Source organism: Granulicella aggregans, from assembly GCF_025685565.1.
Lineage (GTDB): Bacteria > Acidobacteriota > Terriglobia > Terriglobales > Acidobacteriaceae > Edaphobacter > Edaphobacter aggregans_B.
Genome location: NZ_JAGSYE010000001.1, coordinates 2360858 through 2377044, shown reverse-complemented (window position 1 = coordinate 2377044; position 16187 = coordinate 2360858). Strand labels below are relative to the sequence as shown.

The window sequence follows — 16187 nt, the reverse complement described above, 5'->3', positions numbered from 1 at the left end:
ACTGTATCGCTTTGCTCATCGAACCTGCCTATCCTTACAGCTTGAGACGCGGAGAGCCTACTGCAGTCCCAGGTCACTCAGCAGCTTGGGGTGCAGTTCTCCCGATACAAGCAGATTGTGGCAGGCGGAACAATCGTTGGTGATGGTCTTAGAGCCCTTGGCGTTGTGACTTCCATCGTGGCAGCGGAAGCATCCCGGTGAGTCGGTGTGGCCAATATTGTTGGGATGCGTTCCCCAGCCAACCTTCATATCAGGGAAGATGTTTGAGTCATAGATCTTCACTAGCGTCTTTGCTGCGGCATTGACCTGCGCTTGCTGTGAGTTCCATATGGCAGGATACTGCGATCGATAGAAGGTAATGAGTTTGGCGGTGATCTTGGCCTGGGCTACCTCGGGCGAGCCGTAGTTCTCTTTGAGGAGCGCCAGACCCTCCTTGTGAACGAACGGCAGCGATGCACTTGGAGCACCAAGGGTCATATCTTTGTTCAGCGCATCCTCCGGTGTATTGAACGCATGACCAACAGTATTGTGGCAATCGATACAGTCCATCGTGCGTCTCTGACCAGTGACCGGCTTCTTCGGATCGCCGGACGTGAATTCAGTAACGGAACCGTCGCTCTCTGTTTTGCCGACCCAGGAGATGGTCTGGTTGCTCGAGTCAGTGGAGATATATTCGATCTTTCCCATGTGTGCGCCATGAATCCCGCTAAGCCGGCCAAAGGCATCCCGGCCGCCGACATGAAGCATGGTCAACGAATAAGTCTGCGAGTTACTTTCATCGTTGGCATAAGAAGACGAGATATGTAGCTTATCTCCGATGAAGCTTGCGGGATTATGACACCCCAGGCAAGTCGCGGCGGCTGCGGGAAGCTTGTTGTCCGCCATGATCGGCGTGGGGTAGTTATGGAAGACGACCTCAAGAAGCTGCTTTGTTCCGTTTACCTTGGCATGGATATAGCCGGCGGTACCGGGCGCGACGTGGCACTCCGTACAGGCGACGCCAGCGTGCGAAGAGATGTGATACGCGGTGTTCTCCGGTGACATAACGTGACACGTCGTTCCGCAAAACGAGACGGTATCCATGTAGGCGACGCCGCGATAGCAGGCAGTGCCTACGATAACGAAGTTGATCAGAGTAGCGACTACAACGAAGTCAAGGCCCTGCCGGAAGATGGGGTCATGGATGCTGATCTCAGGAAAGAACGACGGTACCTGATCTGTGACAACGAGATAGCTGCGGCGGGTGAGAATTCCTACAAGGATCGTGACAAGGCCAGCAACAAAGATGCCGGGGAGAATCAGTTCAAAGATGATGCCCAGGTAAGGATTGGACGAGCCTCCGTGCCCGAAGAAGCTGACAATCCAGAAGCCAACGAGCACCATGGCGGACGCCGTGGTGATGGCGCCGCCTAGAAGGCTTATCCAGTTATTCCCGTAGAAGAAGAATGGGCGAAGCCATTCTTTACGAAAGGATCCTTCATCCGCCATCCTGGCCTCGTTTATTTCTGCAGTGTGCGGATGTATGTGATGGTGTCTTTGATCTGAGCGACTGTGAGCTTAGTTCCGTACGCGGGCATCTTACCCTTACCGCTCGTCGTCGCAGCGATCAGTTGTGCGTCGGACGCTTTGATCAGATCGGGCGAGTTAAGCGGTAGGGCTTTCATCGCTTTGCCAGCGGGAGTAGAGCCGGAGCCATCGGCGGCGTGACACATCTGGCACTTGGCCTTGTACGTGTCGGAGCCGCTCTGCGCATGAGCGGAGGCCGCGATGCAGGAGATTCCGACTGCCAGGACGATACGTGCGAATGAGTTGTTCATGGACAATCCCTCTTCTGTTTCTACGGTTGTGGAGCAGCGGCTTGCAAGCGCACTCGTACTTCTAACACTTCGAAGAGTATGCCCCTGTGATGGCGCGCGGGGCTGTGCCTTTGTGCTCACGCAATGCGTCGTGAGGATGATCGGTTGTGCGTCGTGAGGATAACGGGGTGAGCAATCGGGGACAGTCGCGGGGCTGCGAGGTGCAATAAGCTGGGTACATTCCCGCGATCGGTGGGATTCACGATTAACCACGATCAGAAAGTCCGGTGGCCTTATCGTCCTCGCGAAAGCTCTTGGAACAATCGACGAACGGATGTTGCAGAGCGGCATAAGTCGCCGATCTTTCCTCGTGTTCTGCACGAGCTTGATGATTGCGGCCCCGTATGGTCTGGCGATCACGGATAAGAAGACGCCTGAAGAGGTCGCCGCCGGATTGGACAAGGTGATCCGTCCCCCAATTATTTGGCTCCACTTTCAGGACTGCACAGGATGCACGGAGTCGATGCTGCAGACGTCCCATCCTGGATTTGCCGACCTGATCCTGAATGTGATCTCGCTTGAATATCACGAGACGCTGATGGCGGGCTCGGGCTTGCAGGCAAGGCAGGCCCTGGACGAGGCAGTGGCGAAGTATGCGGGCAAGTTCATTCTTGTGGTCGAGGGATCGATTCCGACGAAGGACCACGGCGTCTACATGAAGCTCGCGGGGCGGCCCGCGCTTGACGTTTTGTCCGATGTGGGAGGCAAAGCCGCGGCGATCATTGCGATTGGTTCCTGCGCTTCGTGGGGCGGGATTCCTTCGGCTGATCCCGATCCGACGGGGGCCGTGGGTGTAGCGGATCTTATGCCGGACAAGTCAGTCATCAACATTCCCGGATGTCCGCCAAATCCCTACACGATGCTGGGCGTGGTGCTACAGTATGCAGCCAACGGGACGTTCCCTGAGACCGATGAGCAGCGCCGGCCGAAGTTCGCGTTTGATCGCGACATTCACGAACACTGCCCGAAGCGCGCACACTTCGATGCCGGCAACTTTGTAAAGCAATATGGCGACCAGGGCCATCGCGAAGGCTGGTGTCTCTACGAGATGGGTTGCAAAGGGCCAGACACCCATGCAGGTTGTTCTACGCGACACTTCAACGAGATTCCGGATGTGTGGCCTATTGGGATTGGAGCACCCTGCATTGGATGCACGGAGAAGGCGATCGCGTTCAGAGTGCCCATGTTCCAGGTCGTACAACTGCACACGATTGCAGCGCCGCCAACGGCCTTTGCGCCGATCAGCACAACCTACAGTACGATCAGTCCGCTGGCAACGGGGCTTGTGGGTATTGCGGTGGGAGCGGCTGCTGGCGCAGGATACATTGCGTCTCGGAAGTTCTCGAAAGCTGAAGACGATGAGAGTGTTCCGGGCTCTGTAGTTCGTGACAGCAAGAGCAAGCCGGGACCCTCTGAATCCGATCGGCCGCAACCATGAGTGTCGCACTCAGCCGGCGACAGGCCTTCAAGGTGATGGTGGGTCTTGGCGGAGCCGTGGCAACGGGATTGCTGCCGAAGACAGCAAAGGCTGAGGAGGAGCACCCCGCGCATCCGGTCGCGCCAACAGAGGCGATCGCGATGCTCTATGACAGCACGGTGTGTACAGGATGTAAGGCGTGCATGCCAGCCTGTAACGAGGCCAACGGCCTGCCTGCGGACACGTTGCTTTCGGGTGGGATATGGGACATGCCGACGGGCCTGAACGCACAGACGAAGAACATCATCGAGCTCTATCAAGATCCGAAGTCTGATGAGTTCGCGTTTGTGAAGAAGCAGTGCATGCACTGTCTTGATCCTGCGTGCGTCACCGGTTGCCCTTTTGGTTCGCTCAAGAAGAGTGACTGGGGCGCTGTGACCTGGAATAGCTCACTTTGTATCGGGTGCCGATACTGCGAGGTCGCATGTCCGTTCGAGGTGCCGCAGTTTCAGTGGGCCGACTGGAACCCGAAGATCGTCAAGTGCGAGTTCTGCTACGACCAGCGCTTGAAGAAAGATCTTCAGCCAGCGTGCACCGCAGCTTGTCCCACCGGAGCGGTGATCTTCGGCAAGCGTGTCGACCTGCTTGCCAAGGCCAAGGATCGCATCGTATCCACGCCGGGCAAATACTTTGAAGAGCGCGTCTACGGCGAGCATGAGGCCGGAGGCACACAGGTGCTCTATCTGTCGAGCGTGTCCTTCCAGAAGATTGGCCTGCCAAAGCTCGGGACAACGTCAATTGGGCACTATGCAACGAAGGTGACTTCTCACATCTATAAGTGGCTTTCGGGGCCGATCGTGATGGGCAGCGTGCTTGGCTTCTTCATCCGGCGCAACTGGAACCGGCATGAACTAGAGCGGTTGGAACATGCAAAGAATTCGGGGTTCCCGGACCAGCTATGACGAACACTCAATCCACAGCCGACAAGCGCGGAACGACGCTCATCAACCACTGGCAATGCGGTGTGCCAGTGACGCGTGGCCCCATTCTTACGCCGTTTGTGCTCTTTCTTTTGGGAGTGGCTGCTCTGGGCCTTGGGTTGGCGGCGCTACGTTTCTTCTCGCCGCTCGGGCCATTCTCCAGCATGAACGACGCTTATGCTTGGGGCATTTGGAAGACCTTCAACGTGATGACTTTGACCGCGTTGGGATCAGGCCCGCTGGCGCTGGGAATCGCAGCGTGGGTCTTCAACCGGCAGAGGCTTCATGTGGTGATGCGCACGGCGCTGGTGTCCGGGTTTCTGTTCTATGCGACGGGCCTGGTAGCGCTTGGCTTCGACATCGGTCGCCCATGGAACTTCTATAGCGCCATCCTGCCTTGGCGATGGAACAGCGAGTCCGCGATGCTCGAGATCTCTATCTGCATGCCACTTTATTGCTTTGTCTTTCTGTCGTTCGAGATTCTTCCGTTGTTCCTGGAGCGGCTCTACTACACGGGCAATGACAAGGCACGAGCGTTCCTGCGTCACTTCTCGCCGCTAATCCGCAAGGCTTACCCATTCCTGATCATCGGGGCCTACGTTATTCCTTTGATGCATCAGTCCTCGTTGGGAGGTCTACTGCTGCTTGCGGGAACGAAGATTAATCCCATCTGGCAGTCGCCAGCGATGCCGCTGCTTTACCTCATCGCAGCCGGTCTGTGCGGCTTTGCGTTTACGATCTTTCTTCTGCTCATCGTGTGCCTTCGTTATGGAAGAGCGCTCGACGCGGATGTCCTGAACGAGCTTGCGAATCTTTTGTCGGGCGTGTGCGTGGCGTTCCTTGCGGTGCGGTTGGTCGATCTCACGATGAGAGGCCAGCTCCACACTGCGTTTGCACTCAACGGCATGAGCCTGATCTTCCTCTTCGAGAGCGCATTGATTCTCACACCCGCGGTAGCGCTTCGTTTTCGACGCGTGCGCGAGACGCCGCGTTCGTTGCTGAACATGGCCGCACTTGCTTGCGTGGGCGGCACTGCGTATCGGTTTATTCCCACTTCGATTGCGTACATGCCGCCGCATAGCACCCGTTACTTTCCGTCTGTGCCTGAGCTTTTCATCGCGGCGGGATGGATCGCGGTGGGGATGGTGGGATTCATCCTCGCCATCAACTACTTCGCTGTTCTGCCCGGCGAAAACAGAACGTGGGACCACAGCTTTCGCCCGTTTGGATGGCCCCACAAGGTCGCCAGCACACCGTTCACACCAGCAGTCACATTAGAAAGAGGTGCCTGATGGTCCGTATCTCGATTGATCCCGTAACTCGCATCGAAGGCCACCTGCGCATCGATGTGGAAGTGGACGGCGGCGTTGTCAACAAGGCGTGGGCAAGTTGCACGATGTGGCGCGGGCTTGAGGCGATCCTTCGCGGCCGCGATGCCCGTGAGGGCTGGGTCTTTGCCCAGCGATTCTGCGGTGTATGCACCACCGTCCATGCGATGGCTTCGGTACGCGCGGTTGAAGATGCGCTTGCCCTGGATATCCCTCCCAATGCGCAGTACATCCGCAACCTGATCCTGATCTGCCATGCGCTCCACGATCACATCGTCCACTTTTATCATCTGTCCGCGCTTGACTGGGTGGACATTATGTCGATCCCCAAGGCGGATGCGACAAAGGCGGCCTCTATTGCAGAGGGATCGAGCAGTTGGTCAGGCAACTCTCGCAAGGAGCTGGAAGCTGTGCAGAACAAAGTGAAGGGACTCGTTGCAAGCGGCCAATTGGGAATCTTTTCGCATGGCTACTGGGGACATCCGGCGATGCGCCTGAGTCCAGAGCTAAACCTGATTATGTTTTCTCACTATCTTCAGGCGCTGGAGTTTCAGAGGAAGTCGTGTCAGGTGGTCGCGATCCTTGGTGGCAAGACGCCGCACATTCAGAACCTCGCCGTGGGCGGAGTGATGAACGCGATCAATCTGAATAGCCTAGCAACAATGAACATGGACCGACTGGGGATGCTTCAGGCTATCCTCGAAGACTTGATTCCTTTTGTGCAGCAGGTCTTCCTTGTGGACAACTGCCTGCTGGCCGCTTCGTATCCTGAGTGGTTTAAGTATGGCCGGGGAGTGGCGAACTATCTTGCCGTGCCAGATCTTCCACTGGATGCGAAGGCCACCAAGTTCGACCTGCCGGGCGGCGTGATCATGAATGGCGATCTGGCGTCCGTGCGGCCCATCAAGGATTGGAAGGATGATGCCTTTCGCAAGGCTGTGACCGAAGACTCTACTCATGCGTGGTACCAGGGCGGCGGCCCACTGCAGCCTTATAAGGGCGAGACCATTCCCGACTACACCGACTTCAAGGAAGACGCGAAGTACACGTGGGTGAAGGCGCCCCGTTACGATGGCAACCCGATGCAGGTTGGGCCGTTAGCGAACATACTGGTTGGTTATGCGCAGGGGCACCCGCTGACACGGAAATGGACGGACAGCGCATTCACGCAGATTGCATCGGTGCATGGGCTGAAGGTCACGCCTAACGATATGCAATCGACGATGGGGAGATATCTTGCGCGGTCTATTCGCTCGTCGATGCTGGCGGATCTTGCGCTCGACCATCTGGAGTTGCTGAAGACGAACATCCTGAATGGCGACGACACGACTTACAACGTACCCACCTTCCCCAAGGGCGAAGTGATGGGCATGGGTATGCACGAGGCTCCGCGTGGTGCACTCTCGCACTGGGTGGTAATTGAGAACGGAGCCTTCACCAACTATCAGGCGGTTGTGCCGACGACATGGAATGCGAGCCCGCGTGATGAGAAGGGCGTGCCGGGTCCCTATGAGACATCGCTGATCGGCAATCCCGTTGTGGATGCGGAGAAGCCCCTCGAAGTGCTTCGTACGGTGCACTCGTTCGATCCTTGCATGGCCTGTTCCTGCCACACGCTCGATGTAAGCGGAGAAGAGATCGCGCAGGTGAAGGTCCAATGACCGCGAATCTCTCGGTCTCCATCATTGGCCTGGGGAATGTCTTCCTGGGCGACGACGGCTTCGGTCCGCTTGTGGTCGAGACATTTCGGTGTGCCTATGAATGCGGTGAAGATGTCGAAGTGATGGACCTTGGCACTCCTGGTCTAGACCTTGCGCCCTATCTCTACGGCAAGGATCTTGTGTTGATTGTCGATGCAGTTCACTCCGCGACGCCACCGGGCACGATCTCCTTCTTTCGTGAAGAGGATTTCGTATCAAGCCGAGCAAAGCTTCGCATTACCGGTCACGATCCTGGGCTATGGGAGTCACTCGCCCATCTGCGCCTGGCAGGACACGCTCCGTCTGAACTCATTGTCCTTGGAATTACTCCGGAATCCTGCACTTTCGCTGAAGGTGTCAGTCAGCGATTGGTGCAGATCGGATGGGAGGCCTCTGCGACGATCGCGGATCTGCTGGAAAATCTTGGTGTCGCTTGCCGTGCTCGGTCGACAAAAGTCACACCGAACTTTTGGTGGCTCCCCCTTGTGGATACTAAGCGCCCAACGGCAGCATGAGAGCGGCGAAGCATGCACGAGATTTCTATCGCCGAGAGCATCCTCGAAATCGCCGATGAGCAGGCGCGCGCGCAGCATGCCCGCTCGATTCAGCTCATCAAGTTGCGGCTTGGAGAGTTTACGACGATTGTTCGGGAGGCATTGGAGTTTGCCTTCGAGATTGCGCGGCAAGGGACACTTGCTGAACACGCGGTGCTTGAGATTGAGAGAGTGCCCATCCTTGTTCGCTGCGCGGTCTGCGATAAGGCCACACAGCCTGTCGCCGGGATATGCCTGATCTGCACGGTGTGCGGCTTTCCCATGGAGATCCTCTCCGGTGAAGAGCTGCAGATCGAGTACATCGAAGTTGAAACAGAAGAGGAGTGGAGCCAATGGAACCGATCACAGAAGGAAGTGCCGCGAGAACAACAGAGCGAATCTCTGTCCAGACCAACGTCCTGAATGCAAATCAACAGACTGCAGCCGAGAACCGCCAGATGTTCGAGGACCGGAATCTGCTGGTGATCAACTTGATGTCCGCGCCAGGAGCGGGCAAGACAACGCTGCTCGAAGCTACGATCAGATCGCTCGAGGGACGCTGCCGGCTTGCGGTGATCGAAGGCGACCTCCAGACCGATCTGGATGCGCAACGCATTCAGGCGCTGGGCGTGCGCTCGCACCAGATCACGACTGGCACCGTTTGCCATCTTGACGCACGCATGGTCGCGCGGGCACTTGCAGTCTTCCCCGTTGATGAGCTTGACTTGCTTGTCATTGAGAATGTTGGCAACCTGATCTGCCCTGCTTCTTTCGACCTTGGAGAGAGCCTCCGTGTGGTTGTTTGCAGCGTGGCTGAAGGGGCTGAGAAGCCCAGGAAGTATCCTGTGATGTTCCACAAGGCGAACGTTGTGCTGATCAATAAAATTGATCTGGCAATGGCGTCCGATGTCGACCTGGAGGAACTTGAAGCCAATATCCGGAGCATCAATCCCAATGCGACAGTCTTCAAGCTCTCCTCAAGGACTGGCGTTGGCCTTAGCGATTGGACCGATTGGCTGCAGCATGCCGTAGCGACGAGGCGGGCGAATGTGATGGTGGGGGCGTAGGTGCCGGTCGCCGTAGCAACGCGCACTGAACGTCTTCGTGTGACGCTGCATGGGGCGGTGCAAGGCGTGGGATTTCGCCCGACGGTCTACCGTCTGGCCACGAGACTGCGTCTTGGTGGCTGGGTTAGAAATACGTTGGCGGGCCTGGAGATTGAAGTCGAAGGCGCGTCGGAGGCGATCGAGCAATTTCTGACTGAACTCAAGAGGGAGCGCCCAAGGGCAGCGGTTGTGGGAGTTGAAGAGATACTCCGCGTGGCACCTTCCGGGGCGAGCTGCTTCGAGATTCTTCGGAGCGATGAGTCCGTGGACAACGCACGCGCAAAGAGCGCGGCCATATTGCCAGACCTTGCTACTTGCGAAGAGTGTCTGGCCGAGATCTTCGATCCCGCGAATCGCCGTCATCTCTACCCCTTCACGAACTGCACACTCTGCGGCCCCCGCTACTCGATTCTCATTGGCATCCCCTACGACCGACCGAATACGACGATGCGGAACTTCGAGCTTTGTAGGTCGTGCCGGCGCGAGTACGAATCGCATGGAGACCGACGGTTTCATGCGCAGCCGAACGCTTGCGCCGAATGCGGGCCACGGCTCCGCGTGTCTCCGGGAAGTGAGGCCGATCCTATCGCGCATGTTGCTCATGCGTTAGCGGAGGGCAAGATCGTGGCGGTGAAAGGAATCAGCGGCTTTCATCTGATGGTGGATGCGCGAAACTCTGCCGCAGTGAAGCGACTTCGCGAACGCAAGCATCGCGACCATAAGCCCTTCGCCATGCTGATGCCTTCCATCGAATATGTGCGGCGTTACTGTGAGCTCAATACCGCCGAGGAAGAGCTGCTGAGGTCGCAGGCGGCTCCGATCATCTTGCTACAGCCAAGAGTTGAGCATGATCTTGCGCCCGAGGTTGCGCAAGGTTCCTCCGTTCTTGGCATCATGCTTCCAAGCTCGCCGATACAACATCTGCTTATGCGGGCGTACCCGTTCCCGGTTGTAGCGACCAGCGGCAACCGCTCCGGGGAGCCCATCGCTATCCACAATGAAGAAGCTCTCACTGCGCTGGTCGATATCGCCGATATCTTCCTTGTCCACGACCGGCCGATCGAAAGGCCCTGCGACGATTCCGTTGTTCGTGTGCTCCCGAGCGACCGGGGCAATAGCTTTCAGATTCTTCGCCGTGCGCGTGGCCACGCACCTCTGCCGCTCTCTGTTACAGAGGAACTTAGGCCTGTGCTTGCCGTGGGTGGACATCTCAAGAACACGGTCGCCATCGCGATTGGACGGCAGGCATTTCTTAGTCAACATATCGGCGATCTCGATTCGCTGGAGACGCGAGACGCGTTTCAACGTGCTGTCGATGACCTTTGCAGGCTTTATCGCTTCGAACCAGAGGCTATCGTGTGCGATCTGCATCCCGATTATGCCTCGACCATGTGGGCAGAGGTACGCGCCAAACAACTTGGGATTCCACTTGTACGCGTGCAGCATCATCACGCTCATGTGGCTGCTTGTGCCGCGGAGAATCGAGTGACCGGGGATTATCTTGGCGTGACGTGGGACGGCTCCGGGCTTGGAGAGGATGGCTCGATCTGGGGCGGCGAATTCTTTCATGGCCATCAAGATGGCTTCGATCGTGTCGCTCATCTCCGACCTTTCGCGCTGCCAGGCGGAGAGACCGCGATGCGCGACTGTTCCCGCCCGGCGGCTGGCCTGCTGTGGGAGATGTATGGGACGGGAGACGCGCATTTTTCAGACAAGAATGGTGCGGGGGCGCTAGCGACGCTGGAGAGCGGAGTAAATTCGCCACGGTCCTCCAGCGTGGGACGACTCTTCGATGCGATCGCGTATCTCTCGGGCGCGGGTGAAGCGAACCTATTTGAAGGGCAGGCTGCGATGTGCCTCGAAGGGGCGATAGGCCGAACGCGGACTGATGCAAGCTACGAGATCCATCACAGAGAAGGAGTGGGGGACTGGACCTCGCTTGTCGAAGAACTGCTGACGGACAAGCGCCACGATATTGAGCTAGCACTCATCTCAGCCAAGTTTCATAACGCTCTCGCGAATTGGATACTCGCTGTTGCCCGCCAGTCTGGCCATCGCAAAGTGGTGATGAGCGGAGGCGTGTTTCAGAACGCATATCTGAGCAGCCGCACATCCCTGTTGCTCGAGGCCAGCGGTTTCGAGGTGTTCACGCATCATTTGGTACCCGCGAACGACGGCGGGCTTGCGCTGGGACAGGCAGTCCTTGGAAGTCGAATCCTCAAAGGAGTTGCCCCATGTGTCTAGCGGTGCCAGGAAAGGTCGTTACCATCGTCGTCGAGCCGTTCTTCGGTTTGCGGACCGGCAAGGTGGACTTCGGAGGTATACGTAAGGAGGTTTGCCTGGACTACACGCCGGAAGCGCGGGTGGGCGACTACGTGATGGTGCATGTTGGATTTGCACTGTCGGTCGTCGAGGAGACTGAGGCTGGCCGCGTGTTCGATGCGTTGCGAGAGCTTGACCTGCTCGAAGAGTTGCAGGAGGTTCGAACGTGAAGTTCCTCGATGAGTACCGGGACTACGCCGCCGTGCAGCGAATGGCAGAAGAGATTCGACGCGTGACCACACGCCCATGGACGTTGATGGAAGTGTGCGGTGGACAGACTTATACGATCGTGAAGACAGGGCTACAGGAACTCCTTTCTGAACAGATCACGCTCGTTCACGGTCCTGGATGTCCGGTCTGCGTGACACCCATCGCGATGATTGATCGGGCGGTCGCAACCGCGATGTTGCCGAAGGTAATCCTGTGCTCGTTTGGCGATATGCTGCGAGTTCCTGGATCGGCACAGAGCCTGCTCGATGTGAAGGCGCTGGGTGCCAACGTGCGCATCGTTTATTCCCCGCTCGACGCGCTGCAACTGGCGCGATCGAATCCTGACCGCGAGGTGGTCTTCTTTGCCGTGGGGTTCGAGACAACGGCACCGGCAAATGCGATGGCTGTGTGGCAGGCGGCGCGTGAAGGGCTATCGAACTTCTCGATGCTGGTTTCGCACGTCCTCGTTCCACCAGCGATGGAGGCAGTGCTTGCTTCGCCTAGCAGCCGTGTTCAGGCGTTTCTTGCGGCGGGCCATGCTTGCATGGTGACCGGCTATGAAGAGTACCTGGCCATCAGTGCGCGATATCGCGTGCCTATCGTGGTTACAGGCTTCGAGCCGCTGGATCTATTGCAAGGTGTACTGATGATTGTCCAACAGCTCGAAGAAGGAAGATTTGAAGTGGAGAACCAGTACACCCGCGCTGTTCGCCGCGAAGGCAACAGCGCGGCGCAGAAGCGTGTGAACGAAGTTTTCGAGGTAACAGATCGTGCCTGGCGCGGGATTGGAGAGATTCCGTCAAGTGGTCTCCGGTTTCGCAAAGAGTTTGCGAGCTTCGACGCCGAGCTCCGATTTGGCATCGTGCTTGATGATGCGGAAGAGTCGAGTGAGTGTATCGCTGGACTGGTGTTGCAAGGGTTGCAGAGACCGTACGACTGTCCCGCTTTTGGGAGACGCTGCACGCCCGACTCGCCGCTGGGAGCACCGATGGTTTCCTCTGAAGGCGCATGTGCCGCGTACTTCCACTTTGGAAGAAGGAAGGAAGATGATGAATCTCTCGTGTCCCTTGCCGCGGCCAGCTAAGGATCGGATACTGCTCGCACACGGCGGCGGGGGCAGGTTGACGAACCAGTTGATTGAGGAAGTCTTTCTTCCCGCGTTCTCAAATACTGCCTTGAACTCTCGACATGATGGAGCACTCTTCTCGGCGAGCGGTGCAAGGCTGGCGATGACGACCGACACCTATGTGGTCCAACCGCTCATCTTTCCCGGCGGGACTATCGGGGACCTTGCCGTGAATGGCACAGTGAACGATCTCGCAATGTGTGGCGCAAGGGCGATCGCTCTGAGTGCGGGGTTTGTGCTCGAAGAGGGGCTTGCGATGGAGATGCTGCAGGCCGTCGCGAACTCCATGCGCGATGCCGCACTTGCAGCGAACGTCCCCATCGTCACGGGCGATACGAAGGTCGTCGACAAGGGTAAAGGCGATGGGATCTTCATCAACACAACAGGCATCGGGCTTGTTGTCGCGCCCACGCCGATTGGGCCGGAGCGCGTTCGCGCTCGCGACGCTGTAATTGTAAGCGGAGATCTTGGATCACATGGCATCGCGATTCTCTCCGTGCGCGATGGCCTGGAGTTTGAAGGCCCGGTGTTGAGCGACTCGGCGTGTCTATGGCCGGCGGTGAATGCTTTGTTTGAAGCCGGGATCGATGTGCATTGCCTGCGCGACCTGACCCGGGGCGGGCTCTCATCTGCGCTCAATGAGATCGCGACCGTGGCGGGCATTCGCATCACGATTGACGAGGCGTTGGTGCCAATCTCGGATGTTGTTCGCGGAGCGTGCGAGTTGTTAGGGCTCGATCCTCTGTACGTCGCGAATGAGGGAAGATTCGCCGTGTTTGTTGCTGAAGGCGATGCAGATCGTGCGCTTGAGGCGATGCGTGGGCAAGCTGTCTCCAGCGGGGCACTGCGAGTTGGAACCGTATACGATCGAGCTTCAGGGATTGTTACGGTGCGAAGCAGGATCGGGGGCAATCGGGTACTTGATATGCTGTCGGGCGAGCAACTGCCGAGAATCTGCTAGTGGCCTGGTCTAGAACTCGTAGTGCATACCAAGCGTGAGGATGTTCGCATGGGTATTTCTCGGAGCGCTCAGGCCAGCGGGTGACTCTTTCAATCCCGTGGGCCCTATCAACGCGGGAGAGTTGCAAGGGAGCACAGTTGAACTCAGTGACGTTGAGTTACTACAGAAGGGCGCGCCCGAAGTGCCGCCTTCGCCGTAGCCGTAGTAGTTATACTCCGCCTTCCATATCAATCCTGTGTGGAGCTTCCAAGCCACATTGAAGTACGGAGACTGATACGCAGACTGAAGCGATCCGTTGACCTGTTGCGCATTGGCGAAGAACTGATTGCCGCTTACAGCGCTGATGCGATAGCCGGCGGCGGTGCGGACCTTTGAGTTCGGAGATAAATTTACTCCCACTGAGGCGTATTGTGTTGGGGCGTCAGCAAAGTCTTTGGTCGGCCCCCAATCCGAGAGCACTGTCTTCGAACCCCTCACGAACACGCCCGGGCATATATTCGGGCCGCCACTGCTGTTGAAAGAGGCTGTGCCAGGCAGCGTGGCGGTGGCGCCATTCAGGTAGCAGACGTTGGTCGAGATATAGATGTCCGAGTAGTCGTAGTTGATGTCGAACCCATAGTGTTCGTTCGGTGCAACCGTCAGGCCGACTCCAACGTTGCGCGTGTGGTCAACATGCTGGAGCGGGCCGTCGATCGGTGTAACCCCGGTGTTGAAGGTATTGTTATGGCGCTCCAGATCATTGAAGGCCCCCGTGAACGTTGCCCATGGCTTGATCTTGTAGAGCGTGTGATAGCGGAAGTGCACGGTCTGCCTTGGGCCCAAAGGAGTTAGCGCATTGTCGGCGTAGAGCATCTCGGCTGTACCGTTCATCCGCCATTTTGACGTCGGGCGATAGGCAATGTTGAAGATACCGCCGCTTTCATTGATCGTGACGAGGAGACTTGAAGAACCGGTGCCTGCGGTCTGCACGATGTTGTGTTGCCGGTAACGAAAGGTAAATGTAAGCGTGGCGCGGGACGATGCGTCCCAACTGACGGAGGCGTTGTTGGTCAGGAAGCGCTGACCGAAGTAGCCGTAGAGTGGCACACCGGTGGGATTGCCTTCGATGGTGAAGTTCGGTCCGGCGACCAGCGGGCCCGCATAGTTGATCGTCTCATTGCCCGCCGTTGTCGGCGTGTTCTGCGTAGTTCCCTGAGTGATGTTTGCACTGCCGGGCTGGTGGACGTTCGAGAAGTCGAGCTGCTCGGACAAGCTGATGGTCTTGGTCGCCAGCCACGTCAGGCCAAGGTCGGAGTTGACCACGCGACGCTGGACTTTCGCGTTGCCCGTCAAGGTGTAGTTGCGAATGGCACCATCAAGACCCTGGAAGTTCTCGTAGTAGTTAGCTAGGTTGCTGTTTGCAATGGTGTAACGGAAGTCGCCATTGAGGATGAGCTTGTTGATGCTGGAGCTCTGGAAGAGGAGACTTTCGGTGGGATAGATAGCGCGCGTTGGCTGAGAGCGGAGATAGCTCGTGGTGACGTCGCATGCGGGATTGATGATCGGGCGGCCACCGGCGGTTTGCGGCGCGGAAAGGATCGTGTAATTGGTAGCGTTGGTGTAAGCGGCCCCGAGGCTCGTCGCGTTGCAAGAGGCGATGGAGTAGGGAGACGCTGTCGCGTCCCAGTTGCCCAGCGCGGCGGGCGTGCCATCCGGCTCCTGCACGTTGAACTGGTTCTGGGCGAGAGTATAAAGGGAGTCCTCTTTGTAGTGATCGACTCTTTCTTCGAACGTGAGTGTGGTCAGCTCCAGCGGCTTCCAGATGATTGCGCCGGAGAGGTCGTCGGTGCTGTTGCGTTGCAGCTCATTGAGCAACTGATCAGAGGTTCCGATGGAGTAGCCGGGGCTTAGGCTCGGCCCTTGAAAGATGTTCTGCGAGTAGCCCACGCGGAAGGAGAGTTTCGAGAGTGGAAGAATGGTGAGGCTGGTGTCGGTCATCCTGCGCACGGTGTTGAACAGTACAGGCGATTGATTGACCTGCTGCTGCGCCAGCGAAGCGGTGGTGGGTACGCCGTCAACCATTCCGTAGGGAGTGGTAATTCCGCCCGGAATGCTGGGATTCGCCAGCAGGTCGTAGTCGAAGTATTGACGGTCACGGCGGAAGCTCCCGGTGAACTCGTAGAGCTTTCCTTTGTAGAAGGACAGCCTGGCAAAGTTAATAGGGTCGCCGCCAAAGCCGTTGCTGAAGGCCGAGAGCGAATCCATAAGTGGATGCTTTTTTCCACCCACAGCATGCATGGTGAAGCTCTGGCCGAGAACGCGCGGGCCGGAGTGGACATTGACGAGCGTGTCGTACATGGCACTGCTGCCTGAGATGCCGACCAGATGGCCACCGAGGTCAGCGGTCTGGCGGATCACGTATCCGTTCTCCTGAACTTGATCCGGGACTTGATCTGGAACAGCGGGCGCTGCGGGAGCATCGACTGCAACTGGAGCTTTAGGCTTGGCTGTGGATGTTGCAGGGGAGGCGGGTGCGGTTTGGGCAGCTGCTGACGCGGTGACGATTAGAAGTCCGGCAGCCATGAGGGCCATTGCGATGCGATGGACGCTCGGCCGACAAGCTCGACCTTCATACGGCCAGGAAAACCAATCGATCTTCGTCATCTCAA

General features: G+C 57.7%; 14 protein-coding genes. 11 read left to right on the top strand and 3 right to left on the bottom strand.

What is annotated here, in order from left to right; translation table 11 throughout:
• Positions 1 to 57: 57 nt before the first annotated feature.
• Complete coding sequence (locus tag OHL18_RS09385; RefSeq protein ID WP_263374542.1) at positions 58 to 1488, bottom strand: NapC/NirT family cytochrome c; 1431 nt, start codon at positions 1486 to 1488, stop codon at positions 58 to 60.
• An 11-nt stretch (positions 1489 to 1499) separates the two neighbouring features.
• Complete coding sequence (locus tag OHL18_RS09380; protein ID WP_263374541.1) at positions 1500 to 1817, bottom strand: c-type cytochrome; 318 nt, start codon at positions 1815 to 1817, stop codon at positions 1500 to 1502.
• Positions 1818 to 2130: 313 nt separating this feature from the next.
• Between OHL18_RS09380 and OHL18_RS09375 the strand changes: the two genes are divergently transcribed.
• From OHL18_RS09375 to hypE, 11 genes are read left to right on the top strand one after another with little or no spacing between them, the layout of a single operon-like run.
• Positions 2131 to 3294 carry a hydrogenase small subunit gene (locus tag OHL18_RS09375; RefSeq protein WP_263374540.1) on the top strand — a complete coding sequence of 388 codons (1164 nt, stop codon included), beginning with the start codon at positions 2131 to 2133 and terminating at the stop codon, positions 3292 to 3294.
• A complete protein-coding gene (gene hybA / locus OHL18_RS09370) occupies positions 3291 to 4235 on the top strand; it encodes a hydrogenase 2 operon protein HybA (RefSeq protein ID WP_263374539.1) in 945 nt (314 codons plus the stop codon). Before OHL18_RS09375 ends, hybA begins: the two co-directional genes overlap by 4 nt.
• Positions 4232 to 5545 carry an NrfD/PsrC family molybdoenzyme membrane anchor subunit gene (gene nrfD, locus OHL18_RS09365; protein WP_263374538.1) on the top strand — a complete coding sequence of 438 codons (1314 nt, stop codon included), beginning with the start codon at positions 4232 to 4234 and terminating at the stop codon, positions 5543 to 5545. Before hybA ends, nrfD begins: the two co-directional genes overlap by 4 nt.
• On the top strand, positions 5545 to 7242 hold the full coding sequence (locus tag OHL18_RS09360) for a nickel-dependent hydrogenase large subunit (RefSeq protein WP_263374537.1): 1698 nt from the start codon (positions 5545 to 5547) through the stop codon (positions 7240 to 7242). The genes nrfD and OHL18_RS09360 overlap by 1 nt, the downstream gene beginning before the upstream one ends.
• On the top strand, positions 7239 to 7796 hold the full coding sequence (locus tag OHL18_RS09355; protein WP_263374536.1) for a hydrogenase maturation protease: 558 nt from the start codon (positions 7239 to 7241) through the stop codon (positions 7794 to 7796). Before OHL18_RS09360 ends, OHL18_RS09355 begins: the two co-directional genes overlap by 4 nt.
• A 12-nt stretch (positions 7797 to 7808) precedes the next feature.
• The gene (gene hypA, locus OHL18_RS09350; RefSeq protein ID WP_263374535.1) at positions 7809 to 8237 is read left to right on the top strand and encodes a hydrogenase maturation nickel metallochaperone HypA; all 429 of its coding nucleotides are present in this window, start codon (positions 7809 to 7811) and stop codon (positions 8235 to 8237) included.
• Positions 8168 to 8881 carry a hydrogenase nickel incorporation protein HypB gene (hypB, locus tag OHL18_RS09345; protein WP_263374534.1) on the top strand — a complete coding sequence of 238 codons (714 nt, stop codon included), beginning with the start codon at positions 8168 to 8170 and terminating at the stop codon, positions 8879 to 8881. The genes hypA and hypB overlap by 70 nt, the downstream gene beginning before the upstream one ends.
• Entirely contained in the window at positions 8882 to 11164 is a 2283-nt protein-coding gene (gene hypF / locus OHL18_RS09340) for a carbamoyltransferase HypF (RefSeq protein ID WP_263374533.1), read from the top strand.
• Positions 11155 to 11412 carry a HypC/HybG/HupF family hydrogenase formation chaperone gene (locus OHL18_RS09335; protein ID WP_263374532.1) on the top strand — a complete coding sequence of 86 codons (258 nt, stop codon included), beginning with the start codon at positions 11155 to 11157 and terminating at the stop codon, positions 11410 to 11412. The genes hypF and OHL18_RS09335 overlap by 10 nt, the downstream gene beginning before the upstream one ends.
• On the top strand, positions 11409 to 12536 hold the full coding sequence (hypD, locus tag OHL18_RS09330) for a hydrogenase formation protein HypD (RefSeq protein WP_263374531.1): 1128 nt from the start codon (positions 11409 to 11411) through the stop codon (positions 12534 to 12536). Before OHL18_RS09335 ends, hypD begins: the two co-directional genes overlap by 4 nt.
• Positions 12499 to 13539: a hydrogenase expression/formation protein HypE gene (hypE, locus tag OHL18_RS09325; protein WP_263374530.1), complete on the top strand. Its 1041-nt coding sequence runs from the start codon at positions 12499 to 12501 to the stop codon at positions 13537 to 13539. Before hypD ends, hypE begins: the two co-directional genes overlap by 38 nt.
• Before the next feature lie 9 nt (positions 13540 to 13548).
• Here hypE and OHL18_RS09320 read toward each other — a convergent pair whose 3' ends face one another.
• On the bottom strand, positions 13549 to 16182 hold the full coding sequence (locus tag OHL18_RS09320; RefSeq protein ID WP_263374529.1) for a hypothetical protein: 2634 nt from the start codon (positions 16180 to 16182) through the stop codon (positions 13549 to 13551).
• Between the last annotated feature and the right edge of the window lie 5 nt (positions 16183 to 16187).

What these genes read in the sequence shown, in the direction of transcription:
- OHL18_RS09385 (WP_263374542.1), bottom strand. Translation starts at nt 1,488, where the DNA reads ATGGCGGATGAAGGATCCTTTCGTAAAGAATGGCTTCGCCCATTCTTC.
- OHL18_RS09380 (WP_263374541.1), bottom strand. Translation starts at nt 1,817, where the DNA reads ATGAACAACTCATTCGCACGTATCGTCCTGGCAGTCGGAATCTCCTGC.
- OHL18_RS09375 (WP_263374540.1), top strand. Translation starts at nt 2,131, where the DNA reads ATGTTGCAGAGCGGCATAAGTCGCCGATCTTTCCTCGTGTTCTGCACG.
- hybA (WP_263374539.1), top strand. Translation starts at nt 3,291, where the DNA reads ATGAGTGTCGCACTCAGCCGGCGACAGGCCTTCAAGGTGATGGTGGGT.
- nrfD (WP_263374538.1), top strand. Translation starts at nt 4,232, where the DNA reads ATGACGAACACTCAATCCACAGCCGACAAGCGCGGAACGACGCTCATC.
- OHL18_RS09360 (WP_263374537.1), top strand. Translation starts at nt 5,545, where the DNA reads ATGGTCCGTATCTCGATTGATCCCGTAACTCGCATCGAAGGCCACCTG.
- OHL18_RS09355 (WP_263374536.1), top strand. Translation starts at nt 7,239, where the DNA reads ATGACCGCGAATCTCTCGGTCTCCATCATTGGCCTGGGGAATGTCTTC.
- hypA (WP_263374535.1), top strand. Translation starts at nt 7,809, where the DNA reads ATGCACGAGATTTCTATCGCCGAGAGCATCCTCGAAATCGCCGATGAG.
- hypB (WP_263374534.1), top strand. Translation starts at nt 8,168, where the DNA reads ATGGAACCGATCACAGAAGGAAGTGCCGCGAGAACAACAGAGCGAATC.
- OHL18_RS09335 (WP_263374532.1), top strand. Translation starts at nt 11,155, where the DNA reads ATGTGTCTAGCGGTGCCAGGAAAGGTCGTTACCATCGTCGTCGAGCCG.
- hypE (WP_263374530.1), top strand. Translation starts at nt 12,499, where the DNA reads ATGATGAATCTCTCGTGTCCCTTGCCGCGGCCAGCTAAGGATCGGATA.
- OHL18_RS09320 (WP_263374529.1), bottom strand. Translation starts at nt 16,182, where the DNA reads ATGACGAAGATCGATTGGTTTTCCTGGCCGTATGAAGGTCGAGCTTGT.